General features: G+C 74.4%; 19 protein-coding genes and 1 riboswitch. Of the genes, 10 read left to right on the forward strand and 9 right to left on the reverse strand.

From position 1 onward, the window contains the following. Positions 1-64: 64 nt before the first annotated feature. The 4 genes from KPL59_RS20730 to KPL59_RS35865 all read right to left on the reverse strand — a co-directional run bounded on the left by KPL59_RS20730 (position 65) and on the right by KPL59_RS35865 (position 4986). Positions 65-1153: a ribonucleotide-diphosphate reductase subunit beta gene (locus KPL59_RS20730; RefSeq protein ID WP_020624607.1), complete on the reverse strand. Its 1089-nt coding sequence runs from the start codon at positions 1151-1153 to the stop codon at positions 65-67. Continuing rightward, the gene (locus KPL59_RS20735; protein WP_226361729.1) at positions 1150-4035 is read right to left on the reverse strand and encodes a ribonucleoside-diphosphate reductase subunit alpha; all 2886 of its coding nucleotides are present in this window, start codon (positions 4033-4035) and stop codon (positions 1150-1152) included. The genes KPL59_RS20730 and KPL59_RS20735 overlap by 4 nt, the downstream gene beginning before the upstream one ends. A gap of 130 nt (positions 4036-4165) precedes the next feature. After that, positions 4166-4369, reverse strand: a riboswitch (cobalamin riboswitch). Positions 4370-4444: 75 nt separating this feature from the next. Continuing rightward, positions 4445-4831, reverse strand: coding sequence for a hypothetical protein (locus KPL59_RS20740; RefSeq protein WP_075333935.1), 387 nt, complete (start codon positions 4829-4831; stop codon positions 4445-4447). A 32-nt stretch (positions 4832-4863) separates the two neighbouring features. Beyond that, a complete protein-coding gene (locus tag KPL59_RS35865; RefSeq protein WP_020621844.1) occupies positions 4864-4986 on the reverse strand; it encodes a hypothetical protein in 123 nt (40 codons plus the stop codon). 15 nt (positions 4987-5001) lie between these two features. On the opposite strand from KPL59_RS35865, the gene KPL59_RS20745 reads away from it, so the two are divergent. Next, on the forward strand, positions 5002-5364 hold the full coding sequence (locus KPL59_RS20745) for a four-helix bundle copper-binding protein (protein ID WP_149663414.1): 363 nt from the start codon (positions 5002-5004) through the stop codon (positions 5362-5364). Between the two features lie 94 nt (positions 5365-5458). Here KPL59_RS20745 and KPL59_RS20750 read toward each other — a convergent pair whose 3' ends face one another. The 4 genes from KPL59_RS20750 to KPL59_RS20765 all read right to left on the reverse strand — a co-directional run bounded on the left by KPL59_RS20750 (position 5459) and on the right by KPL59_RS20765 (position 9660). Further along, a complete protein-coding gene (locus KPL59_RS20750) occupies positions 5459-7036 on the reverse strand; it encodes an ABC transporter substrate-binding protein (RefSeq protein WP_226361730.1) in 1578 nt (525 codons plus the stop codon). A gap of 99 nt (positions 7037-7135) precedes the next feature. After that, positions 7136-8107 (reverse strand): GNAT family N-acetyltransferase, encoded by a 972-nt coding sequence (locus KPL59_RS37055; RefSeq protein WP_374111661.1) that lies wholly within the window; start codon positions 8105-8107, stop codon positions 7136-7138. Positions 8108-8123: 16 nt separating this feature from the next. Continuing rightward, positions 8124-9347: an ISAs1 family transposase gene (locus KPL59_RS20760; RefSeq protein ID WP_226351754.1), complete on the reverse strand. Its 1224-nt coding sequence runs from the start codon at positions 9345-9347 to the stop codon at positions 8124-8126. Continuing rightward, positions 9301-9660 (reverse strand): DUF952 domain-containing protein, encoded by a 360-nt coding sequence (locus KPL59_RS20765; protein WP_226361732.1) that lies wholly within the window; start codon positions 9658-9660, stop codon positions 9301-9303. Before KPL59_RS20765 ends, KPL59_RS20760 begins: the two co-directional genes overlap by 47 nt. A gap of 158 nt (positions 9661-9818) precedes the next feature. On the opposite strand from KPL59_RS20765, the gene mftA reads away from it, so the two are divergent. The 5 genes from mftA to mftE all read left to right on the forward strand — a co-directional run bounded on the left by mftA (position 9819) and on the right by mftE (position 16943). Next, positions 9819-9905, forward strand: a complete 87-nt coding sequence (gene mftA / locus KPL59_RS20770; protein WP_060710386.1) for a mycofactocin precursor MftA — start codon at positions 9819-9821, stop codon at positions 9903-9905. Next, complete coding sequence (gene mftB / locus KPL59_RS20775; RefSeq protein ID WP_043280690.1) at positions 9895-10206, forward strand: mycofactocin biosynthesis chaperone MftB; 312 nt, start codon at positions 9895-9897, stop codon at positions 10204-10206. Before mftA ends, mftB begins: the two co-directional genes overlap by 11 nt. Before the next feature lie 37 nt (positions 10207-10243). Next, positions 10244-11479, forward strand: a complete 1236-nt coding sequence (gene mftC, locus KPL59_RS20780) for a mycofactocin radical SAM maturase (RefSeq protein ID WP_020626287.1) — start codon at positions 10244-10246, stop codon at positions 11477-11479. Positions 11480-11538: 59 nt separating this feature from the next. After that, positions 11539-16110: a mycofactocin system FadH/OYE family oxidoreductase 2 gene (locus KPL59_RS20785; protein ID WP_226361733.1), complete on the forward strand. Its 4572-nt coding sequence runs from the start codon at positions 11539-11541 to the stop codon at positions 16108-16110. Positions 16111-16220: 110 nt separating this feature from the next. Continuing rightward, positions 16221-16943 carry a mycofactocin biosynthesis peptidyl-dipeptidase MftE gene (mftE, locus tag KPL59_RS20790; protein ID WP_226361734.1) on the forward strand — a complete coding sequence of 241 codons (723 nt, stop codon included), beginning with the start codon at positions 16221-16223 and terminating at the stop codon, positions 16941-16943. Positions 16944-16950: 7 nt separating this feature from the next. Here the strand turns inward: mftE and KPL59_RS20795 are convergent, their stop codons facing one another. Next, positions 16951-18084: an alkaline phosphatase family protein gene (locus KPL59_RS20795; RefSeq protein WP_226358087.1), complete on the reverse strand. Its 1134-nt coding sequence runs from the start codon at positions 18082-18084 to the stop codon at positions 16951-16953. Positions 18085-18181: 97 nt separating this feature from the next. Here KPL59_RS20795 and mftF point away from each other — a divergent pair, with 97 nt between their 5' ends. The 4 genes from mftF (at position 18182) to KPL59_RS20815 (ending at position 23911) form a co-directional block, all read left to right on the forward strand. Beyond that, positions 18182-19675, forward strand: coding sequence for a mycofactocin biosynthesis glycosyltransferase MftF (gene mftF, locus KPL59_RS20800; protein WP_226361735.1), 1494 nt, complete (start codon positions 18182-18184; stop codon positions 19673-19675). A gap of 384 nt (positions 19676-20059) precedes the next feature. Next, a complete protein-coding gene (locus KPL59_RS20805; protein WP_226361736.1) occupies positions 20060-20578 on the forward strand; it encodes a (2Fe-2S)-binding protein in 519 nt (172 codons plus the stop codon). Between the two features lies 1 nt (position 20579). Further along, the gene (locus KPL59_RS20810; protein ID WP_226361737.1) at positions 20580-23063 is read left to right on the forward strand and encodes a xanthine dehydrogenase family protein molybdopterin-binding subunit; all 2484 of its coding nucleotides are present in this window, start codon (positions 20580-20582) and stop codon (positions 23061-23063) included. Next, positions 23060-23911: a xanthine dehydrogenase family protein subunit M gene (locus tag KPL59_RS20815; protein WP_075309902.1), complete on the forward strand. Its 852-nt coding sequence runs from the start codon at positions 23060-23062 to the stop codon at positions 23909-23911. The genes KPL59_RS20810 and KPL59_RS20815 overlap by 4 nt, the downstream gene beginning before the upstream one ends. Positions 23912-23983: the final 72 nt, after the last annotated feature.

A 23983-nucleotide genomic window follows, 5' to 3' on the forward strand; every position in this document is an offset into this window, starting at 1 on the left:
CGGGTAGGTGCGCCTGAACGGATGAGCGGACGGACCGACGTCGGCCGGCCCGTCCGCTCCGCCGTCAGTCCCAGTCCAGCGAGCCCCCGGTGCGGTACTCGGTCACCCGCGTCTCGAAGAAGTTCTTCTCCTTGCGCAGGTCCATCGCCTCGCTCATCCACGGGAACGGGTTCTCCGGCTCCCCGAACAGCGGGGCGAGCCCGATCTGCTCGGCGCGCCGGTCGGTGATGAACCGCAGGTACCGCTCGCAGGACTCGGCGGTGAGCCCGAGCATCCCGCGGGGCATGGTGTCGCGGGCGTAGGCGACCTCCAGCTCGCACGCCTCCCGCAGCATCGTCCGGATCTCCGCGACGAACCCCGCGGTCCACAGGTGCGGGTTCTCGATCTTGATCTGGTTGATGCAGTCGATGCCGAAGTTCAGGTGGATCGACTCGTCGCGCAGGATGTACTGGTACTGCTCGGCGATGCCCACCATCTTGTTGCGCCGGCCGAGCGCGAGGATCTGGGCGAACCCGGTGTAGAACCACATGCCCTCGAACACCACGTAGAAGGCGACCAGGTCGCGCAGGAACGCGCGGTCGTTCTCCGGGGTGCCGGTGCGGAAGTCCGGGTCGGACAGCGCCTGGGTGTAGCGCAGCGCCCAGGCGTCCTTCTCGGTGATCGACGGGACGGTCCGGTAGGCGTTGAACAGCTCGCCCTCGTCGAGCCCGAGGGACTCGCACACGTACTGGAACGTGTGGGTGTGCACCGCCTCCTCGAACGACTGCCGCAGCAGGTACTGGCGGCACTCGGGGTTGGTGAGGTGGCGGTAGACGGCGAGCACGATGTTGTTCGCGACCAGCGACTCGGCGGTGGCGAAGAAGCCGAGGTTGCGGGTGAGCATCAGGCGCTCGTCGTCGGTGAGGCCGCCGGGGGAGCGCCACAGCGCGATGTCGGCCTGCATGGCGACCTCGGTCGGCATCCAGTGGTTGGCGCAGCCGGCCAGGTACTTCTCCCAGGCCCAGGTGTACTTGAGCGGCAGGAGCTGGTTGACGTCGGCCCGCGCGTTGATCATGCGCTTGTCGTCGGCGTCGATCGGAGCGGCACCGCGGGCGATCTCGCCGAGCCCGCTGGTGTCGGCGCCCGTGTGGCGGTCGGTGGTCGGGGTGCTCACTGGCAGGCCTCGCAGTCGGGGTCGTCGACCGAGCAGGCGGCGCCCGGGTCGAGATCGGGGGCGGTGACGGGGACCGCGGGCACGGTCGCCGCGGGCGACGGTGCCGGGGCCGCCGGGGCGGGGGAGGCCGCGGGGGTGCTGGGCACGCCGGTGAGCCGGCCGTCGGTGCCGGTGAGGGTGGACTTCTCGACGGCCGTCGCCGCGCGGGTGCGCAGGTAGTAGGTGGTCTTGAGGCCCGAACGCCAGGCCAGGCGGTAGAGCTCGTCCAGGGCGCGGCCGCTGGGGGAGGCCAGGTAGAGGTTCAGCGACTGGGCCTGGTCGAGCCATTTCTGCCGGCGCGACGCCGCGGCCACGAGCCGGCTCGGCTCGATCTCGAACGCGGTCGCGTAGAGCTCCTTCAGGTCGGCGGGGACCCGGTCGATCTCGGCCAGCGACCCGTCGAAGTACTTCAGGTCGGCGACCATCACCTCGTCCCACAGCCCGCGCTCCTTGAGGTCGCGGACCAGGTGCGGGTTGATCACGGTGAAGTCGCCGGACATGTTGGACTTCACGTACAGGTTGAGGTGGATCGGCTCGATCGACTGCCCGACCCCGCAGATGTTCGAGATCGTCGCCGTCGGGGCGATCGCGAGCACGTTGGAGTTGCGCATTCCCTGGGTGCGGACCTTCTCCCGCAGTGTGTCCCAGTCCAGCGTGGACGACCGGTCGATCTCGAGCTCGCCGTCGCCGCGGGCGGCGGCCAGCAGGTCGAGCGAGTCCAGCGGCAGGATCCCGCGGCTCCACAGCGACCCGTCGAAGCTGGCGTAGCGGCCGCGCTCGACCGCCAGGTCCGACGACGCGGTGATCGCGTGGAAGCTCAGGAGCTCGGCCGAGGTGTCGGCGAACTCGACGGCCGCGTCGCTCGCGGGGGCGATGCGCTGGACGAACAGCGCGTCGGAGAAGCCCATCATGCCCAGGCCGACCGGGCGGTGGCGCAGGTTGGACCGGCGGGCCTCGGGGATCGTGTAGAAGTTGATGTCCACGACGTTGTCGAGCATCCGCACCGCGGTCGTCACCGTGCGGCGGAGCTTGTCCGCGTCGAGCCCGTCGCGCGTGACGTGCGCGGCGAGGTTCACCGAGCCGAGGTTGCAGACCGCGACCTCGCCCTCGTCGCCGGCGCGGGTGTTGAGGGTGATCTCGGTGCACAGGTTCGACGAGTGCACCACCCCCGCGTGCTGCTGCGGGCTGCGCAGGTTGCACGGGTCCTTGAACGTGATCCACGGGTGCCCGGTCTCGAACAGCATGGTCAGCATCCGCCGCCACAGCTCGACCGCGCGCACCGTGCGGTGCACCCGGACCTCGCCGCGCGCCGCGGCCGCCTCGTACTCGCGGTACCGCTGGGCGAACGCGGTGCCGTAGAGGTCGTGCAGGTCGGGCACCTCGTCCGGGGAGAACAGAGTCCACTCGGCGTCGGCCTGCACGCGGCGCAGGAACTCGTCGGGCACCCAGTTCGCGGTGTTCATGTCGTGGGTCCGGCGGCGGTCGTCGCCGGTGTTCTTGCGCAGGTCGAGGAACTCCTCGATGTCGACGTGCCAGGTCTCCAGGTAGGCGCACGCCGCGCCCTTGCGCTTGCCGCCCTGGTTCACCGCGACGGCCGTGTCCCCGGCGATCTTGAGGAACGGCACCACCCCCTGGGAGACGCCGTTGGTGCCGCGGATGTGCGCGCCGAGGCCGCGGACCGGGGTCCAGTCGTTGCCGAGCCCGCCGGAGTACTTGGCCAGCAGCGCGTTGTTCCGGTAGCCGCCGAAGATCGACTCCAGGTCGTCGTCGACGGTGGTGAGGAAGCACGACGACAGCTGCGGCCGGGTGGTGCCGGAGTTGAACAGCGTCGGGGTCGAGGCCATGAAGTCGAAGCTCGACAGGACCTCGTAGAACTCGATCGCCCGGGCCTCGCGGTCGATCTCGCGCACCGCCAGTCCCATCGCGACCCGCAGGAAGAACGCCTGCGGCAGCTCGAAGCGCACGCCGCGCTCGTGCAGGAAGTAGCGGTCGTAGAGGGTCTGCAGGCCGAGGAAGCCGATCTGCAGGTCACGGTCCGGGCGGAGGGCGGCGGTGACCCGGTCCAGGTCGAAGGTCGCGAGCTCGGGGTCGACCAGGCCGATCGCGATGGCGTGGCGCAGGTAGTCCTTCGTGTAGGACGCGTACCGCTCGGTCATCGTCGCGTGGTCCGGGGTCTCCCGGGTGCCCGCCAGGTGCGAGACGGCCTCGGCGCGGAGCCGGTCCAGCAGCAGTCGCGACGCCACCAGGGAGTACGCGGGCTCGCGCTCGACCAGGGTGCGGGCGGCCAGGACCAGGGCCTGGGCCAGCTCGTCGGCGGTGATGCCGTCGTAGACGGTGCGGTCCAGCTCGGCGAGCACCGGCTCCGGCGCGACGTCGTCGATGCCGTCGCACGCCTCGCCGAGCACCGCGGCGACCCGGTCGCGGTCCAGTGGGGTCCGGCTGCCGTCGGGCCCGGTGACGTGCACGACCGGCGCGTCCGACGCGCGGTCCCCGCCGTCGCGTTCCCGGGCCCGTGCCTGCTGCTCGCGGTAGAGCACGTAGGAACGGGCTACCTTGTGGTGGCCGCCGCGCATCAGGGCGAGCTCGACCTGGTCCTGGATCTGCTCGACGTGCACGGCGTGCGCCGGGTGCCGGGTCAGCGCCGCGACGACCTGGTCGGTCAGCCCGGCCACGAGGTGGTGCAGCCGCGACGACGTCGCGCCCGAGTCCCCCTCGACCGCCAGGAACGCCTTGGTCGTCGCCACCGAGATCTTCGTGGCGTCGAACCCGGTCTCGGAGCCGTCGCGCCGGATGACGCGCAGGGCCGGGGGTGCTGTTGCCGGTGCAGCGGTGGAAGCCGTCACGGGCTCTCTCCTCGCGAGTCGCCGTCGCCTCCGGGGGCGGGCGCGGTGCGAGGAGGCGGCGGGTCGCGTGTCGTCGGCGGCCCACCGCACCCTGGTGCCGTCCCACGAGGCCCCGGAGCAGCGCGCACCGGTCGGTACGCGCACCGGTGGCAGGTCTTCGGACTCACGGGCGCACTGCTCACACCTACTGGCCGTCGCTTCCCGGGATCACTCCCAGTGCTGTTGACGGCGGTCGTTCCCGTTCACCGCTGCGGGGCAGTCCCGGATTCCCACCGGGTTCCCTCTTGCCTCACCGGCCCGGGCGGGCCGGTGAACCACCAGTGGTCTGGACACTACATCTTGTGGGCGGAGCTACTCCATCCCCCCATCGGTGCGGATGCAACCCCCCTCGGTGACCGGCGGTCCGGGGTCAGCCCGCCGCCCGCCCCTCGGCCGTCGCCCGGGGGCCGGGGGTGAACACGTGCCCCGCGAGTGCTGGCGGGACGGCGGCGAGTCCCGGCCCGCCGGCGCGCACCCAGGCCGCGACCGCGTCCGTGGTCGCGGCGTCCAGGACCGCACGGAGCCAGACCGGCCGGGCGCCCGCCCGGCGGGCCCCGGGCGCCGGGGCGACCACCAGGACGTCGGAGTCCGCGCACGGGCCCAGGCACTCGCTGGTGCGCAGCCGGGCGTGCCCGGCCAGGCCGTCGGTCAGCCGGTCGAGCAGCCGGTCGTGGTGGTCGCGGTCGAGGCCGGGGTGCTTGCGGCCGGAGCCGCAGCAGCACCCCCGGCAGGCGGTGACGGCGGGGAGGGCGGACACGCCCCGACCCTACGTGACACCTGACGAACTGTTCAGGTGATCACGGCGACGACGGGTGTCCGGCGGCACCGGCCCGGCGGACGGTCGTGGTCGACGAGGCGCGGCGGGTAGGCAGGGCCCGCCGTGGGGTACTCCGCCGCCGACCGTTCCACCATCGAGAGGGAGATCCCGTGAGCCACCACGTCCTGGACGCCGCCGGCGTCACCACCCCGGCCGCCGTCGTCGAGAAGCTGCACGACGCCGCCCGCGCTAGCACCGCCTGCGCCTCGGCGATGGTCGCCTCCGGCGGGATGGAGACCGAGGTCCTGCTGGCGCTCGACGCCGCCGACCTCTGCACCGCCGCCGCGGCCGTGCTCGGCCGCCGCACCGGGGACAAGGCCGTCGGCGAGGCCGCCGCCTCGGCCGCCGCGCTGGCCTGCGAGGCGTCCGCCGCGGCCTGCGGCGCCCACGCCGACCACCACGAGCACTGTCGGCTGCACGCCGAGGTCACCCGCGAGACGGCGGCGCTGCTGCGCGAGCACGCCGGCGCCTGAGGCCCGGCGGGCGGTGCCGTGGCCCTGCCGTGACCCGGCTGCGGCACGGCCCGTCCTGCGGCCGGGAGCGGTTCGGAGCCCCGCCCGCAGCGGGTCACCCCATCCGCAGCCGGTGGAACCGGGCCCAGGTGGCGGTGTCCGGCCGGGCGGGCTCGACGCCGGTCAGGTCGGCGGACACGCCGACGTGCTCGTCGCCCGAGGACCAGACGGTCGAGCGGTCGCGCAGCAGGAGCTGGGCGCGTCGCAGGGCCTCGACCCGGCGTGCCTCGTCCGGCACCCCGCGCGCGGTGGCGAGCAGGGCACCCACGTCGGCCCGTCCCGCCGCGGCCGGTGCGTCGTCCTCGCCCGCGGTCGCGACGGGCGGGGCGTCGTCGGCGGGGTCCGGGCCCGCGGCCGCGCGCAGGTACAGCGGGAGCGGGGTCGCCGCGGCCCGGCGGAACCGGATGCCCGGGGTCGGGACGGCGTCGGGCGGGTCCGGCTCGCGTGGCGTGCAGGTCAGCCCGATCTCGGCGAGCTGTTCCACGACGGTGTCGGCGGCCGGGCGCGACATCGGGTCGAACGGGTCGAACAGCAGCGGCACCTCCAGCCGGTCCGCGCCCGCCGCCGCGACGAGCTCCCGCGCGCGGGCGACGTCGCGCTCCACCGGCGCGAACCCGGCCGGGTGATACGCCAGGCCCGGGCCGAACAGGTCGTCGCCCGGCTCGGCGAGGTCGAGCAGCACCTCGCGGACGAGCTCGGTCCGGTCGATGCCGAGCCGGACCGCCTCGGCCAGCCGGGGATCGCCGAGCACGTCGCCGGACGCCCCGGCGGTCGTGCCGCCTGCCGTACCGGTGCCGGGGGACGACCCGGCCGGGCCGACGTCGAGGAAGCGGGTCGCCGAGCCCGGCGCGGACACCACCGTCGTGCCGACCCGCCCGAGCAGCCGGCGCGCGCTGTGCGGGAACAGGTCGTGTGCCCAGTGCACGTGACCGTCCACGAGGGACTGGTAGCGGTTCTCCTCGTCGTCGTCCACCACGAACTCCACGGCGGGCGAGCGCGCAGCGCCCAGCCAGTGGCCGTCGTGCCGGTAGAGCGCGTCCGGGGACCCGGGCAGCCAGCGGAACGCGCCGGTGCCCACCGGCGGGGTGCCGCGGCCGTCGCGCACGATGCCGGTGCCCGGCGCGCCCAGGACGAGGCCGAACAGGAAGTCCGGGGCACCGAGCACCAGCTCCACCTCCGACGCCGAGACCGCCCGGCTGGCGGCGAGGTCGAGCCCGGCCAGCAGCGGTGCCGCCGTCGCCCCGGTGGCGGGATCGGTGATCCGGCGCAGCGACGCCAGCACGTCGGCCGAGGTCAGCGGGCGCCCGTCGTGGGCGGGGGCGTCGCGCAGCCGGATCCGCCATCTCGTCCCCGTCCGGTCCGGCGCCGCCGACGCGGCCAGGTGCGGCCGTTGGGTCATGTCCTGGTCCCAGACCAGCAGCGTGTCCGCGACGGCCGCCGCCCGCGCCCGGTCCACCGGCCGCCACACCACGTGCGGGTCCGGGACACCGAGCGGGCCGTCACCGGCGAACGCGGCCACCAGCCGAGGGGCGGTGGTGTCGGCCGGGGCCCCGCACGCGGCCAGCGCCGGAATCCCCGCCAGCGCCGCGGTCGCACCGGCGGCCCGCAGGAACGATCGACGGCTCAACTGCACGACCACAGGGTGCCCGGTGCGGTCACGGCCGAGGCGGCCGGGAGGGATCTCCGCGGGTGCCGGGCGGGCTCAGGACAGGGCGTGCCAGACCCGGAGGGGTCACCGGCGCGGGGCGGCGGCCTCGAGGTGGGTGCCGACCGGAGTGAACCCGCTGCGCCGGTACCAGTCCCGCGGCCAGTCGTCGACGTCGGCGCCCAGTGCGAGCAGGTCGCAGCCGTGCTCGGCGGCGAGCTCGCGGAAGCGGGCCAGCAGCGCCCGGCCGTGCCCCCGGCCGCGGTGGGCCCGGTCGGTCTCCAGGGCGTCGAGCCAGGCCGTCGCACCGTCGCGGCGCAGCGTCGCGGCCGCCACCACCCGGTCGTCGACGACGACGGCGAGGCGGTGCAGGGCCAGCACCCGGTCGTCGCCGGTGTCGCGGTCGACCAGCTGGTCGAGGTCGTCGGGTCCGGTGCCGGGCAGGTCCCGGGCCCAGGAGGCGCGCCGGAACCCGCGGAGCTCGTGGTGGTCCAGCTCGGTGACCGTCGCCGTGTCCGGGGTCGCGCCGGTCGTGGTGGGGGCGGTCATGGCCTCGTTCGCCGCGACCGACCACCCGGCGGCGCGCAGACCGTCGGCCAGCTCATCCGCGCCCGGTCCCCACAGCAGCGCGTTCGGGTGCAGGCCGTGCGCGGTGAGCGCCCGGTCGGCCTCGGCGAGCACGGTGGCCGGATCGGTCCGGTCCGGGCGGTCGAGCAGCAGCCGGTTGTGCATCCGCGACACCGGCCAGGCGTCGGTCCGGACCGCGACGCCGCCGGTCACGGGCTCCTCCGCGCTCGCGCCGCGGCGCAGCATCGACGGCTCGAACCCCATCGCCCGCGCCGCCGCGCCGGGTTCGGGGACCTCCGGTGCGGAGAAGCCGTCCGGGCCGGGCCGGTAGGGCAGCACCATCAGCACCGCCGACGCCGGCACCGCCCCGTAGGCGTGCGGGAACCGCATCGACGCCGGGTCGGTCGGCACGCCCGGCTCCCGCCGGACGTCGATCCCGGCGCCGTCGATCCGGGCCGGGTCGAGGACGAGCAGGACCAGGTCCGACCGCAGGGCCCCGGCAAAGTCGCTAGATGATCTTGTAGGTGGTCAGTGGTCGATGGGGGTCGCGGGCGTGGTGGCGGAGTGCTGCGGCGATGTTGCTGACGCCGTGCAGGCGTAGCGCGGTGATCGCGAGGTTCCGCAACGCCGACATGACCTGCGGGGCGTGACCGGTGTGGGCGGTGGCGCGGTCTTCGTCGAAGCAGACATCACGGACCCAGTGCAGGCGATTCTCGATCGACCAGTGCCCACGGATCCAGCGGGCGAGCAGTCCTGGATCGGCGTCGGTGCTGGTCAGGCTGGTGATCGCGTAGGCGGTCTCGGTTCTCCACTTCCCGCCAGGCCGCAGTGGGCGACGCCGGCGCACCAGCTTGATCGCCTGGGATGCGTGGGGGAAGAACTCTGCGCCCAGGTCGGGACAGGGGTGCAGGCTGACCACGCTGATCGTGCGGGTCTCGACGCGGCCGTGCCCACGCCCGCGTTGACGATCAGCGACGCCGATCTGGGTCCAGGGCAGCGCCCGTACCCGTGCCAGCAGCGTGGGCTGGTTCGCTTTGATCGTCATCAGGTAGTGCCCGCCGCGGCGGTGTAGGTAGTCGGCGTGGGCTCGCTGGGTGTGCAGAGCGTCCGCGGTGACCAGTACATCGTCGAGGTCGAGGGGGTCGAGCAGCGCGGTGAACGCGGTGATCTCGCTGCCCTTCTCTGCGACCTGAACCTGGCCGAGCACGCCACCGCTGGTCTGGTCGAGCACCGACACCAGATGCGGGAGCCAGACCCTGCCGTCGGCGGCACGGACGCGGGCGCCGCGCAGGGTCTTGCCGTCCAAGGCCAGCACGCGACGCTGTTCTCGCCGGGGTGTGCCCTCCGCCGCCGGCTGGGCGCTGAGCTGGGGCAACACCCAGGACTGCAACGCCGCCTCCAGCGCCGAGGCGTCGACCCGTTGCAGGACCCGGCGGATGGTCGACTCGTGCGGAGCGACCGCGCCCACCCCGAGCACGTCCAGCACGGCGCGGCCGACGTCATGGGCGTACTCGGCGATCGCGGTGAACGACCGGGCCCCCGCCAACACCGCGCACGCCCCCAGTAGCAACACCGCGAGGACACCGTGGCGGACACCGCGTGGTTTCCGCGGGTCCGGCACTCGCGACAGGGCCTCCACCAGCGACAACCCCGCCGCCTCACCGACCGGCGCGGCTCTCCCCGCGTCAGGACCGACCTCCAGGCCTTCCAGAGCAGCAACGATCGGAGACACTGACACTGCGGACACAGGCTTCCTGACGTGAGCAAGGATTCGACACCCTCATGATCACGCCAAGCCTGTGTCCGCACCCACCCCCACCCCCCACATCACCGCAGCTCAGGACCCACCCATCACGACTTTGCCGGGGCCCTGGGTCCGACCGGCCCGCGAACAGGCGCTGCGCGGGCAGGGCGACCTGGTCGGGCGTCGACAGGTGCACGAACCCGACCTCGTCGAGGGAGGGGGGAGCCACGGCTCCGGTGTCGAGCCACCTCCGCCACTCACCGGGGGTGCAGAGGTGCAGCAGGACCGTCCCGACCGTCATGGGAGACAGCCTGCCCGCCCGTCCGAACGGACGGGCGTGGATGTCGAGTATTGATTTCCGGCACCGGGTGCCAATAGCGTCCGATCCGCTGCCACCGCCGGCCGGCGGGGCGGTTCACCACCTCTCTCGCCGAGAGTCGGATCCAGCGGAGGTTGCGCATGAGTGAGCACCAGAACGAGGACGCCCTGACCGAGGAGACCCTCGTCGAGGAGGTCTCCATCGACGGCATGTGCGGTGTCTACTAAGCCCCTCGACACCACGGTTCCGGACGGTGCCGCGGGGGCTTTCGACCCCGCGGCACCGTACCGGCTCAGCGAGAGCGTCTCGCTGCGTCCGGAGCCCTTCGGCGCCCTGGTGTACGACTTCGTGACCCGCAAGCTGTCCTTCCTCAAGACGCCCCAGCTGGTCTCGGTCGTGCGCGACCTGGAGAACCAGCCGGACGCCCGGTCGGCCGTCGTGGCCGCCGACGTCCCCGAGGCGCAGCACGACGCCTACCTGCGTGCCCTCGCCGGACTGCTGAAGTCCCGCACGATCGTCGCCCGCTAGTCCCGCCCGCCCCGCCGACCACCACAGTGAGGTGCCCGTGAAGCTGGTCGACCACTTCCAGTACGGCCTGAACTCGCCCATCTGCCTGACCTGGGAGCTCACCTACGCGTGCAACCTCGCGTGCGTGCACTGCCTGTCCAGCTCGGGGCGTCGCGACCCGCGCGAGCTGAGCACGGCCGAGGCCAAGGCCGTCATCGACGAGCTGCAGCGCATGCAGGTCTTCTACATCAACATCGGTGGCGGCGAGCCGACCGTGCGCCCGGACTTCTGGGAGCTGCTGGACTACGCCATCGCCCACGACGTCGGCGTCAAGTTCTCCACCAACGGCGTCAAGCTCGACAAGGCACGTGCCGCGCAGCTCGCCGCGACCGACTACGTCGACATCCAGATCTCGATGGACGGCGCGACGGCCGAGGTCAACGACTACGTGCGCGGCCCCGGCTCGTTCGACACCGCGATCACCGCGCTGGAGAACCTCGCCGAGGCGGGCTTCAAGCACCCCAAGATCTCGGTCGTGATGACCCGGGAGAACGTCGACCAGCTCGACGAGTTCAAGGCCATCGCCGACAAGTACGGCGCCCAGCTGCGCATCACCCGGCTCCGCCCGTCCGGCCGCGGTGCCGACGTCTGGGACGAGCTGCACCCGACCCAGGCCCAGCAGAAGCAGCTCTACGACTGGCTGGTAGCGAACGGCGACCAGGTCCTGACCGGTGACTCGTTCTTCCACCTGTCGGCCTACGGCGAGGCCCTGCCCGGGCTGAACCTGTGCGGCGCCGGCCGGGTGGTCTGCCTGATCGACCCGGTGGGCGACGTCTACGCCTGCCCGTTCGCGATCCACGAGAACTTCCTGGCGGGCAACGTCCGCGACGAGGGCGGCTTCAAGGAGGTGTGGGAGCACTCCGAGCTGTTCACCGAGCTGCGCCAGCCGCAGACCGGTGGGGCCTGCGCGTCGTGCTCGCACTACGACTCCTGCCAGGGCGGCTGCATGGCGGCGAAGTTCTTCACCGGACTGCCGCTCGACGGCCCGGACCCGGAGTGCGTGCAGGGCTACGGCGAGGCGATGCTGGCCGCGCGCTCCTCCGACGCGGTGATCCCGAAGTCCGACGTGGACCACTCGCGCTCCGCGCCGCGCAACTCCCGTGCGCCGAAGCAGCCGACGATGCTCTCGCTCGCCCCGCCGCCGCGCCGGCCGGACCGGGCCTGCGACGAGAACCCGCTCGCCGGGTTCGCGCCGGACGCCGTGCCCGCGGCGCAGCCGGTCGCGACCCGCTGACCACGGACCTGCTGCTGACGGGGCCCGTCGACCTGCGTGGTCGGCGGGCCCCCTCGCGTGTGCTGTTCGGGCCGCACGAGACCAACCTCGGGAACGCGGCCCGGGAGATCACCGACCGGCACGTCGCCTACTACGCCGCCCGGGCCGCGGGGGGCGCCGGGATCGTCGTGACCGAGCCGGCGTCGGTGCACGCCTCGGATCATCCCTACGCTTACGCCCCCGCCGCCTTCCCTGCCGCCGCGCCGCAGGGCCCTGCTGCACGGTCCGGCCCTGCTGCACGGCCCGGCGCTGCCGCGGCGGCGTGCGTCGAGATGCAGCTCAGCGGGAGTCGTGGATCTTTCGGGCCCGCTGAGCTGCATCTCGGCGACCGGGACGGCGCGCGGGTGCCCGCCGCGGAGGGGTGGGCGGCGGTCGTCGCGGCGTGCCGGCCGCCCGGGACGCTCGTGCTCGCCGGGCTCGCGCACGCCGGTGGGCAGGGCAGCTCCGCGCACTCCGGGCACCCGCTGTGGGCGCCCTCGTCGGTGCCCGACGTCGTGTCCCGCGAGGTCCCGGTCGCGATGCGGGTCGCGGAGATCGACGCGGTGGTCCGCGGCTTCGCCGATGCGGCCCGCGCGGCTGTGGACAGCGGTGTGGACGGTGTGGAGATCTCCGCCGGACAGCACTCGCTGCTGCGCCAGTTCTGCTCCGGCCTGACCAACCACCGCGACGACGCGTACGGCCGCGACCGTGCCCTGCTGCTGCGCGAGATCCTCGACGCCGTGCGGGCCGCGATCGGACCGGACCCCCTGCTGGCGGTGCGGCTGTGCGTGGACGAGCTCGCGCCCTGGGCCGGCGTCACCGGTGACGACGGCCTCGCCCTCGCCCGGGCCGTCGCCGACCGGGTGGACCTGCTCGTCCCGGTCGTCGGGAGCGCGCTGTCGGTCGCCGCGACCCGGCCGGACCTGCACACGCCCGAGGCGTTCCTCCGGGGCCGGTGCGGCGGGCTGCGGCGCGCCATCGCCGGGGCGACGACGGTCGTCCTGGCCGGCAGCGTCGCCACCCCAGCCCTCGCCGAGGAGGTGCTGAGCAGCGGCGACGCCGATATCGTCGAGATGACGAGAGCGCAGATCGCGGACCCGCGGCTCGTCGCGCTGGCCCGGGCCGGGACACCGGAGCGGATCCGGCCGTGCCTGCTCACCAACTCCCTCGCCGCGGCCCGGGACCCGCGCAACCCGGTGGTCGGCGACGAGCTGGAGCCCCGGTCGGGGCACGAACGGACCGACCCGGACCCGGAGCCGCACACGGTCCCGCCGCGTTCCGCGGAACGCGCCCCGGAGGGGGCCGCCGGTCCTCGGGCGCGTTCCGCGGAACGCGGTCCGGAAGGGGGCACCGGGCTACCGGAGCGTTCCGCGGAACGCGCCCCGGAGGGCGTCGCCGGTCGACGGGTGCGTTCCGCGGAACGCGGCACGGCACCCCGGCGGGCGGTGCTCGTCGTCGGAGGAGGGCCCGCGGGGCTCGAAGCGGCCCGGACGCTGGCACTGCGCGGACATCCGGTCACGCTGCACGAGCGCGCCGACCGGCTCGGCGGCCTGCTGCCCGCGGCAGCGGTGCTGCCCGGCCGGGACCGGCTCGCGCTCGCGGCGCCGTGGTGGGCCGCGGAGCTCGACCGGCTCGGCGTCGACGTCCGGCTGGGGTCCGAGGTGGACGCCGCGACGCTCGCCGCCGCCCGGGAGCGGGGTGTGGCGGTGGTGCTCGCGACCGGATCCCGGTCGTCGCCACCGGTGGTCGACGCGGACGTCCCGGTGCTCGCCGCGGCGGAGCTCTGCGGCGGGGTGGCGCGGTCAGCCGGTGTCGTCGCGGCCGGTGCCGGGCGTGGTGTCCCCGTGGATACGGGTGTCCCCGTGCATGCGGGAGTCGGCGGGCGTGCGGGCGTCGGCGATCCCGTCGCGGACCGCGCGGCGGACCACGTGGTAGAGGACGTAGAAGAACGCGAACGCCAGGACCAGGTAGAGCAGAATGCCGACGACCTCCATGGCGGGCACCGTAACGCGGTCGTCGCGGTGCTCGCCTCCGCGCGTGTTCCGCGGAACGCACCGGTGCTCGTCGTCGACCCGCTCGGGGACTGGACCGGGCCGGGGGTCGCGGAGCTGCTCGCCGGAGCCGGGTACCGGGTGGTGCTGTCCACCCCGGACGCCGTCGCCGGGCACCAGCTCGGCCGTTGCGGGGACATGGCCGCGGCGAACGCGCGGCTGGAACGGGCCGGTGTCCGGCGGGCGTTGTTCACCCGGCCGGGAGCGGTGCGCGGCGGGGTCGCTGAGCTGGTGGACGTCCACACCGCTGCGGTGACGACCGTGCCGTGCGCGGCTGTCGTCGACTGCGGACCGCGGCTGCCGCAGGATGCGCTCCCGGCGCTGCCCGGCTGTCACCTCGCGGGGGACCGGGTCGCGCCGCGGACGCTCGCCGAGGCGGTGCGGGAGGGGCGGCGGGCCGCGTTCGCTCTCGCGGAGGCGGAGGCGGAGGCGGAGGCGGAGGCGGAGGCGGAGGCGGAGGCAGACGCAGAGGCGGACGCGACGGCGGGCGTCACCGCCCGCGCCGGGGCACGTGACACGGCCGCGGCGCAGGAGTCCGCGGACGGGGAGATCCCGCGGCCCCGGCTCGGCGACCCCCTGCGCCTCGGCCCCACCACGCTGCGCAACCGGATCGTCTTCACCGCCCACCTCACCGGCTTCGCCGAGGGCGGCATGCCGACCGACCGGCACACCGCCTACTACGCGGCCCGCGCCGCGGGCGGCGCCGGACTGGTGATCACCGAGGAGCACGCCGTCCACCCGTCGGACCGTCCGTACGAGCGGCTGATCCGCGGTCACGACCCGTCCGTGCTGCCCGGCTACCGCGCCCTCACCGACGCGGTGCACGCCCACGGCGCGCTCGTGCTCGCCCAGCTCAACCACAACGGTGCGCAAGGGTCGGGGATGTACTCGCGTGCGGCCGTCGTCGGGCCGTCGGCGCTGCCCGACCCGATGTTCCGGGAGGTCCCCGCCGAGCTCGACGCCGCCGGGATCGGGGAGATCGTCGCCGCGTTCGCCGACGTCGCCGCGCGCTGCGTCGCCGGCGGGTTCGACGGCGTCGAGCTCCAGTGCTCGCACGCCTCTCTGCTGCGGTTGTTCCTCTCCCCGGCCACCAACCACCGCACCGACGCCTGGGGCCGCGACCGGGCGAAGGTGGTGCTCGACGTCGTCGCCGCCGTCCGCGCCGCGATCGGCCCGGGCCCGGTGCTGGGCCTGCGGATCGGCGTCGACGAGCGCATCGAGGGCGGCATCACCCCCGCCGACGGCGCCGACCTCGCCCGCCGGCTCGCCGCGACCGGGCAGGTCGACCACCTCAACACCTCGATCGGGGTCGCCACCTCGACGCTGCACCTCATCGAGCCCTCCATGCACACCCCGCCGGGTTACGCCGGGCACCTCGCCGCGACCCTGCGCCGCACCGTCCGGGCAGCCGGGGTGCACCTCCCGGTGATCGGGGTCGGCCGGTTCACCACACCCGAGCAGGCCGCCGCGGCCCTCGCGCGCGGCGAGTGCGACCTCGTCGGCGTCGCCCGCGGGCAGATCGCCGACCCCGGCTTCGCGACCAAGGCTCTCACCGGGCGCCCGGTGCGCCGCTGCGTCGGGTGCAACCAGGACTGCATCGGCCGGGTCGGGCTGAACCTGCCGCTGGGCTGCGCGGTCAACCCGGCCGCGGGACGCGAGCGGCTCGTCCCGATCGCCCGGTCCGCCGACCCCGGACCGGGGCGGGTGCTCGTCGTCGGGGCCGGGCCCGCCGGGCTCGCCGCGGCCGCCTCGCTCGCCGGACGTGGGCACCGGGTGCTGCTCGCCGAACGCGCGGGCACCCCCGGTGGGCGGCTCGCCCTCGCGGCGACGGCGCCCGGGCGGGCCGAGCTCGGCCACGTCGTCGCCGACCTGCTGCGCGAGGTGCACACGGCCGGGGTCGAGGTCCGGTACGGCACGACCGTCGACCGCGGTCTCGTCGACGAGCTGGACCCCGCGGCGGTCGTCGTCGCCACCGGGTCGGTGCCCGCCACCCCGCCGTGGGACCCCGAGCGGCTGACCGCCGCCGCGGACGACGTGCTGGCCGGGGTTCGCCTGCCTGCGGGCCCGGTGCTCGTCGTCGACGAGCTCGGGTTCCACCAGGCCACCTCGGTCGCCGAGCTGCTCGCCGCCCGCGGGCACGCCGTCGAGATCGTCACCCCGGCGCTGGTCGTCGGGCAGGACCTCGGGCTCACCCTGGACCGCGAGGGGTTCCGCCGCCGCGCGCACGCCGCCGGGATCCGCTGCAGCACCGACCGGGCCGTGCTCGGGGTGCTGCGCAGGGGTGAGCAGAGCGCAGGGGGGCCGGGCTGCGCAGGAGGACCGGGCTGCACCGTGGAGCTGCTGCACCACCCGACCGGTCGCACCGAGCGTCGCGAGGTCGGCGCCGTCGTTGCCGCGACGGCCACCGTCCCCGCCACCCGCCTCTGGACCGCACTGGCCGACGGACCGTGGCCGGTGCACCGCATCGGCGACGCCCTGGCCCCGCGCCGGTTCGACGCCGCGATCCGCGAGGGGACGCTGCTCGACCTGCATTCGGCTCCGGTCCCTGCTGTCGCGCCGTGACCACCGCCCCGGCGCGCCGGCCGAGCGGCCTCCGGGCTGCCGGGTGGCGTAGTCCTCCTCGCGGCGACCGCGCCGCACCGGACCGGGACCCGACCGGGCAGGCTGGGACCGTGCTGCTCGCGGATCTCACCTGGCCCGACCTCGACCCGGCCGCGGCGTACACGGTGCTCGTGCCGGTCGGCTCCACCGAGCAGCACGGCCCGCACCTGCCGCTGGGCACCGACACCGCCGTCGCCTCGGCGGTCGCCGCGGCGCTGCACGACGCCGACCCGGGACTGGTCCTCGCCCCCGCGCTGCCCTACGGCGCCGCGGGCGAGCACGAGGGCTTCCCCGGCACCGTGTCGATCGGGGAGGACGCACTGCGCACTGTGCTCGTCGAGTACGGCCGCTCGGCGTGCCGGTGGGCGTCGAGGCTGGTGCTGCTCAACGGGCACGGCGGCAACGTCGCCGCGCTGCGGTCCGCGGTGACCCTGCTGCGCCACGAGGGCCGCGACGCCGGCTGGCTGTCCTGCCTCGCCGACGTCCCCGGCGTACCGCTGGACGCCCACGCCGGGCGCTACGAGACCTCGCTGCTCACCCACCTGCACCCCGGGACGGTCCGCGCCGACCGCGCCGAGATGGGCGACACCCGGCCGCTGCGCGAGGTCATCGCGGAGCTGCGGGCCGGGGGGATCGCCGCGGTCAGCCCGAACGGCGTGCTCGGCGACCCGGCCGGGGCGTCGGCCGAGGAGGGCCGGCGCCTGCTCGCGGCGATCACGGCGACGGCGTCGGCGGCCGTCACCGCCTGGGACCCCGATCCCGGCACCGGGCGTCTCCGCCCGCCGCGGGCGTAGCGAGGGGTCACCCCGCGGCGTGCACCAGCAGGGGCACGAGCTGCTCGGCGGTGGTGAACGAGCCGTGCTGACCGGGGAACGTCGACAGGAACGGCTCGGCCTCGGTCCGGACCACCGCCGCCATCCCGTGCATCGCGACGACGACGTCGCCGATCCGGTCGAGCACCCGGTCGGCGACCGGGCCGAACCAGCCCCGGGCCACCGCCTCCTCCCGGGTGACGACGGACGCGTCGTCGCCGAGCACGGCCCGCCAGGCGGCGAGCACGTCGGCCGTCGCACCGGGTCCGGTGTAGACGTGCCGGGCGCGCGGGTCCCCGCCGAGCAGCGCCACTCCGTCGGTCAGCGCCGGGGTGGTGTCGGCGTCGACGGTCCGGTCGACGGTCACCATGCCGTGGTCGCCGGTGACGGCCAGCAGCGTGCCCGCGGGCAGCTCGGCCAGGAGCATCCCGAGCAGCGCGTCGACCTGGCGCAGCTGCCAGCGCCACGCAGGCGTCCCGGGGCCGTACAGGTGGCCGACCTTGTCGAGGTCGGCGTGGTAGCCGTAGACCAGCCGGGGCCCCGGCCCCTCGACGCCGGCGAGGATCTCGACGGCCAGGTCGCCGAGCGCGGCGACCCCGCGGTACTCGCCGCCGCGCAGCCCGGACCGGGTCAGCCCGGACGTCCGGAACTCCAGCGGTGACACCGACCGCACCGCGACGCCCGCCGCCGCGGCGCGCTCCAGCACCGTCGGCTCCGGCTGCACCCGCTCCGGGACGAGCGTCGTCCGCAGGTCTCGGCGACCCGAGGACCAGCCCAGCGCGTCGAGCAGCTCCCCGTCGACGCGGAACCGCAGGCCCAGGGTGCCGTGCGCGCCCGGGGGCAGCCCGGTGCCGAGCGAGGTCAGGCTGATCGGCGTCGTCGAGGGGAAGCCGACGGTCAGCGGCCCGGCGTCGGCGAGCCCGGCCAGCACCGGCGCGTCGTCGGCGTGGGCGCGCAGCAGCTCGTGGCCGAGGCCGTCGACCAGCAGCAGCACCGCGGCCCGGGCCTGCGGCAGCACGAACGCGGGCGGCCGCTGGTCGAGCGGGGCGCCGATCGCGTGCGTCAGGGTGGGCAGGACGTCGGCCAGCGTCGCCGAGCCGTAGCGGGGGAGGACCTCGGACATGTCCGGGAGTCTGCCCCGGCCGGGCCCGGGCGGACCACGCCGATCGGGCAGGTGCGGGTGTCGACCGGCCACGCCCGGGGATGGAAGGCTCCCGCAGGTGACCGTCGCCCGGACCGACCCCGACCGCCCGTCCACCGGGGAACCGGCCGGCCCGGCGGACCGCAGGCTCCCGGACGGCTTCCGGGTCGTGCTCGACCGGCGCACCCGACGGCTCGACGGCGGGGCGGCCCTGCTCGGCGGCGCCCCGCCCCGGCTGGTGCACCTGTCCGCGCGGGCCCGCGCGCTGCTGCCCGCCCCCGGGCGCCCGCTGGTCGTCACCGGTCCCACCGAGCGGTCCCTGGCCCGCACCCTGCTCGACGCCGGGCTCGCCCACCCCCTCACCGACGCACCGGCCGGGGTCACCGCGGCCGAGGTGACCGTCGTCGTCCCGGTGAAGGACCGCCCGCTGGACCGGCTCCTCGCCGCGCTGGCCGGGACCGGGGTGGCCGGCCCGATCGTCGTCGACGACGGGTCCGCCGACCCGGCACCGCTGCGCCGCGCCGTCGATCGGGCCGGGGGGACCGTGCTGCGGCACGCCACCCCGCGCGGCCCGGCAGCCGCCCGCAACGCCGGCCTGGCCGCCGCGACCACCCCGTTCGTGGTGTTCCTCGACTCCGACGTCGTCCCCGAACCCGGCTGGCTGCCCCCACTGCTCGCCCACCTCGCCGACCCCGCGGTCGGCCTCGTCGCACCGCGGATCGTGGCGCTGGACCCGGAGCGGGGCGGTGGGCTGCGCGGGGCCGTCGGGCGCTACGAGGCGGTGCGGTCGTCGCTGGACCTGGGCCCCGACCCGGCACTGGTCGTGCCGCGGTCCCGGGTCGCCTACGTGCCGAGTGCGGCGATGCTCGTGCGGGTGTCGGCGGTCGGCCCGGTCGCGTTCGACCCGCGGATGCACGTCGCGGAGGACGTCGACCTCGTCCTGCGCCTGCACGACGCCGGCTGGGCGATGCGCTTCGAGCCCGTCTCCCGCGTCGCCCACGACCACCGCACGCACCCCGGTGAGTGGTTGCGGCGCAAGGCGTTCTACGGCACCGGGGCGGCGCCGCTGGCGCGCAGGCACCCCGGCGCGGTCCCGCCGCTGATCCTGTCGCCGTGGACGGCGGCGGTCTGCCTGCTCCTGCTCGTCCAGCGGCGGGGGGCGACGGCGCTCGCCGCCGTCGTCACCGGCGTCGCGACCGAACGGCTGTCCCGCGCACTGCCTCGGCTCGCGCGGCCGCGGCGCGGTGCGGCGCTGCTCACCGCGCTCGGCCTGGCCGGGGCGCTGTGGCAGACGGCGTCGGCGCTGACCCGGCACTTCTGGCCGGTCGCCGCCCTCGGCTGCCTGGTGTCGCGCCGGGCCCGCCGCGCGGTCGTCGTGGCGGCGCTGGCGGAGGGGCTGGCCGACTGGTGGCGTCACCGCGACCGTGACCCGAGGGTCCGCACCGGACCGCTGCTGCACCTGCTGGCGCACCGGCTCGACGACCTCGCCTACGGGGCGGGTCTGTGGTGGGGGGCGGTCGAGCACCGGACCGCCGCCCCGCTGCGTCCGGCCGGCCCTGGCGCCCGACGCTGACACAGGTTAGGCTTCCCTGACCTGCGACGTGGAACCACTCCGTCCGGGCTGGTCTGAACGGGTGATTCGTGTTGCGTCACGGATCCGTTTCTGCGGGCGGCTCTCGCCTGCGTTCTCCGCGCCTGCGGTTGCGCACGACAGGCTGTCGCCGTGACGTCGGCGACACGCCATCCGACCTCCGCTCCGCCCGCTCCGGGCTCCTTGCACCCCAGGAAGATCGGGAGTGTGATGTGGGCGCCGCCACACGAGACGTGCGGCAACTTTTCCGGGCGCGCCGGCGTGGTCGCGAGTCAGGCGACGGCGAACGGCGTTCCTCGGACGGAGTCCCCGGTCAGACCCCCGCGCTTCGGAGCGTGCGTGGTCGCGTACGAGGAGTGAGAGTTCATGACAGAGGTCCGGGTCACCGTCGACGGCGTGAACTACGCCGACGACGTCGAGCCCCGCATGTTGCTCGCGCGGTACCTGAGGGAGACGCTGGGCAAGACGGGGACGCTGATCGGCTGCGACACCAGCAACTGCGGTGCCTGCACGGTTCATCTCAATGGACAGAGCGTGAAGTCCTGTTCGGTGCTCGCGGTCCAGGCCGACGGCGCCGAGGTCACCACCATCGAGGGCCTCGCCCGCGACGGTCAGCTGCACCCGGTGCAGGAGGCCTTCCGCGAGTGTCATGGCCTGCAGTGCGGGTACTGCACGCCGGGAATGATCATGGCTGCGGTGGACCTGCTCGGGGACAACCCCGACCCGTCCGAGCAGGAGGTCCGCGAGGGCATCGAGGGCAACCTCTGCCGCTGCACGGGCTACCAGAACATCGTGCGCGCCGTGCAGACCGCGGCGAAGAACATGAAGCCGGGAGTCGCCGCTGCGCCCTCCGGCCAGGCCGCCCCGGTCGCGGGAGGTAACTGACGTGACGACGACCGCCGAACCCACCACGACCGGCGAGATCGGCAAGGCCCGGGTCCGCAAGGAGGACCAGCGCCTCATCACCGGCCGGTCCCGCTACACCGACTCCATCACCCCTCCGGGCACCGTCCACATCGCCGTCGTCCGCTCGACGATCGCGCGGGCGACCATCACCTCGATCGACAAGTCCGAGGCCGAGAAGGCCCCGGGTGTGTTCGGCGTCTACACCGCGGCCGACCTCGGTGCGGAGGAGGTCGGCATGCCCTGCGCGTGGCCGATCACCCCGGACCAGAAGGCCCCGCAGCGCCCGGTGCTCGCCGTCGGCCGCGTCAACTTCTCCGGTGAGGGCGTCGCCGTCGTCGTCGCCCGGTCGGCCGCCGCCGCGCGCGACGCCGCCGAGCTCGTCGAGGTCGACTACGAGCCGCTCGAGCCGGTCCTCGACATGGAGGCCGCCGCGCAGGACGGCGCCGAGCTGGTCCACCCGGACCTCGGCACCAACGTCTCCGCGACCTGGGTGTTCGACTCCGCCGCGGCCGGCACCGGTGCCGACGTGGCCGAGGCCATCAAGGCCGCCGAGGCCGACAGCGACTCCGTCGTCGTCCGTCGCCGCTTCCGTCAGCAGCGCCTGATCCCCGCGTTCATGGAGCCTCGCTCCTGCGTCGTGGACCCGCCCGGCGAGCAGCTGACGATCTGGGCTGCGACCCAGGTGCCGCACATCCTGCGCACCATGACCACGGTGACCCTCGGGGTGCCGGAGTCCAAGCTGCGCGTCATCGCCCCCGACGTGGGCGGCGGTTTCGGCGGCAAGATCGGTGTGCTGCCCGAGGAGATGCTCTGCGTCCTGCTGGCGCAGAAGCTGGGCAAGCCGGTCAAGTGGACCGAGACCCGCAGCGAGTGCATGCTCACCGCGCACCACGCCCGGGACCAGATCCAGGACCTCGTGATGACCGCCAAGAAGGACGGCACCATCACCGGGTTCGACGTCCACCTCTACGCCGACATGGGCGCCTACCTGGGCCTGGTCGGGCCGGGTGTGCCGATCCTCGGCGCGTTCATGTTCAACGCCATCTACAAGATCCCCGCGCTGAAGTTCACCTGCTCCAACGTCTTCACCAACAAGACGCTGACCGACGCCTACCGCGGTGCCGGCCGTCCCGAGGCGACCTTCGCCGTCGAGCGCATGCTCGACGAGCTGGCCGTCGAGCTCGGCCGCGACCCGATGGAGCTGCGTGAGCAGAACTGGATCAAGCACGAGGAGTTCCCGTTCACGACGGTCGTGGGCCTGACCTACGACACCGGCAACTACGAGCAGGCCACCCAGCGCGCGATGGAGCTGTTCGACTACGCCGGTCTGCGCCGTGAGCAGGAGGAGCGCCGGAAGAACAACGACCCGGTCCAGCTGGGCATCGGCATCTCGACCTTCACCGAGATGTGCGGTCTCGCCCCGTCCCGTGTGCTCGGCTCGCTGGACTACGGCGCCGGCGGCTGGGAGGCCGCGAGCATCCGGATGCTCGCCACCGGCAAGGTCGAGGTCACCACCGGTGCCTCCGCCCACGGCCAGGGCCACGAGACCGCGTTCTCGCAGATCGTCGCGGACAAGCTGGGCGTCGCGTTCGAGGACGTCGAGATCCTGCACGGCGACACCCAGGTGGCGCCGAAGGGCCTCGACACCTACGGCTCGCGCTCGCTGGTCGTCGGCGGTGTCGCGATCGTCAACGCCGCGGACAAGGTCATCGAGAAGGCGAAGAAGATCGCCGCGCACCTGCTCGAGGCCTCCGAGGACGACCTGGAGTTCGCGAACGGCCAGTTCACGGTCAAGGGCACCGACAAGGGCAAGGCCATCCAGGAGATCGCGTTCGCCGCGTTCATGGCGCACGACTACCCGGAGGGCATGGAGCCGTCGCTGGACTCCGACGCCGTGTTCGACCCGGAGAACTTCTCCTACCCGCACGGCACGCACCTGGCGGCCATCGAGGTCGACACCGACACCGGCCGGGTCACGCTGCGCAAGTACGTCTGCGTCGACGACATCGGCAACGTCATCAACCCGCTGATCGTCGAGGGGCAGGTGCACGGCGGTCTCGCCCAGGGCATCGCGCAGGCCCTGTTCGAGGAGGCGAACTACGACGACCAGGGCACCCTGGTCAACGCCACGTTCGTCGACTACACGATCCCGTCTGCGGCGGACCTGCCGAGCTTCACGACCGAGACGGTCTCCACCCCGGCGACGTCCAACCCGCTCGGTGTGAAGGGCGTCGGCGAGGCGGGCACCATCGCCTCGACCCCGGCGATCCTCAACGGTGTGCTGGACGCGGTGCGCCACCTCGGCGTCGACGAGATCGAGATGCCGACCACCTCGCAGCGCGTGTGGCGCGCCCTGCAGGTCGCCAAGGGCAGGAACCCGCAGGAGACCCCGAGCGACGTCCACGCCCCCGGCGCCGGCCTCGGATCCATCGACCCGAACAACCCCAAGGGAGAGGCCCAGTGATCCCGGCGAAGTTCGACTACGTCCGGCCCTCCTCGGTCGAGGAGGCCGTGACGGCCCTGCAGTCGGCCGGTGAGGACGCCAAGATCCTCGCGGGCGGCCAGAGCCTGCTGCCGGTGCTGCGTCTGCGGATGGCCGCGCCGAGCACGATCATCGACCTCGGGGGCATCCCCGAGCTCAAGCGGATCGGCGAGGACGACCAGTACGTCATGGTCGGCGCGATGGCCACCCACCACGAGGTCATGCGCAACGACCTGGTGAACACCCACGTCGAGCTGATCGCCCGGGCCACCGAGACCGTCGCGGATCCGCAGGTCCGCCACCGCGGCACGCTGGGCGGTGCGCTCGCGCACGCCGACCCGGCCGGTGACCTCGGTGCGGCCGCGCTGGCCCTGGACGCCGAGTTCGTCATCCTCGGCTCCGGCGGGACCCGCCTGGTCACGGCGAAGGACTTCTTCCAGGACTACTTCACGACCGCCATCGGCGAGGGCGAGATCCTCACCATGATCCGGTTCCCGAAGTACACCGGCTGGAAGAGCCACTACGAGAAGTTCAACCGGGTCGCCCAGGCGTGGTCGATGGTGGCCGTCGCCGTCGCGCTGAAGGTGGACGGCGGGACCATCACCGAGGCCCGCGTCGGACTCACCAACATGGGCAGCACGCCGATCCGGGCGACCGGTGTGGAGCAGGCCCTGGTGGGCAAGTCCGCCGGTCCGGACGTCGCGAAGGCCGCGGCGGAACACGCCCTGGAGGGCACCTCCGCTCCGAGTGACGCCGACGCCGCCGCCGACTACCGTGAGCACCTGGCGAAGGTGCTCACCGGTCGTGCGGTGCTGGCCGCCGCCGGCTGACGAACCAGAAGCACGCCGACGCCGGCGCCGGTTCCGGGGTTCCCGGACCGGCGCCGGTGTTCGTTCGAGGAG

It is taken from the genome of Pseudonocardia sp. ICBG1142, assembly GCF_020496255.1.
In the GTDB taxonomy this organism is placed as follows: domain Bacteria; phylum Actinomycetota; class Actinomycetes; order Mycobacteriales; family Pseudonocardiaceae; genus Pseudonocardia.

Bases quoted from the DNA above. Each gene is read 5' to 3' on its own strand.
- KPL59_RS35865 (WP_020621844.1), bottom strand. From the start codon at position 4,986: ATGGTGGAACGGTCGGCGGCGGAGTACCCCACGGCGGGCCCTGCCTAC.
- KPL59_RS20765 (WP_226361732.1), bottom strand. From the start codon at position 9,660: ATGACGGTCGGGACGGTCCTGCTGCACCTCTGCACCCCCGGTGAGTGG.
- mftA (WP_060710386.1), top strand. From the start codon at position 9,819: ATGAGTGAGCACCAGAACGAGGACGCCCTGACCGAGGAGACCCTCGTC.
- KPL59_RS20795 (WP_226358087.1), bottom strand. From the start codon at position 18,084: ATGTCCGAGGTCCTCCCCCGCTACGGCTCGGCGACGCTGGCCGACGTC.
- KPL59_RS20805 (WP_226361736.1), top strand. From the start codon at position 20,060: ATGACAGAGGTCCGGGTCACCGTCGACGGCGTGAACTACGCCGACGAC.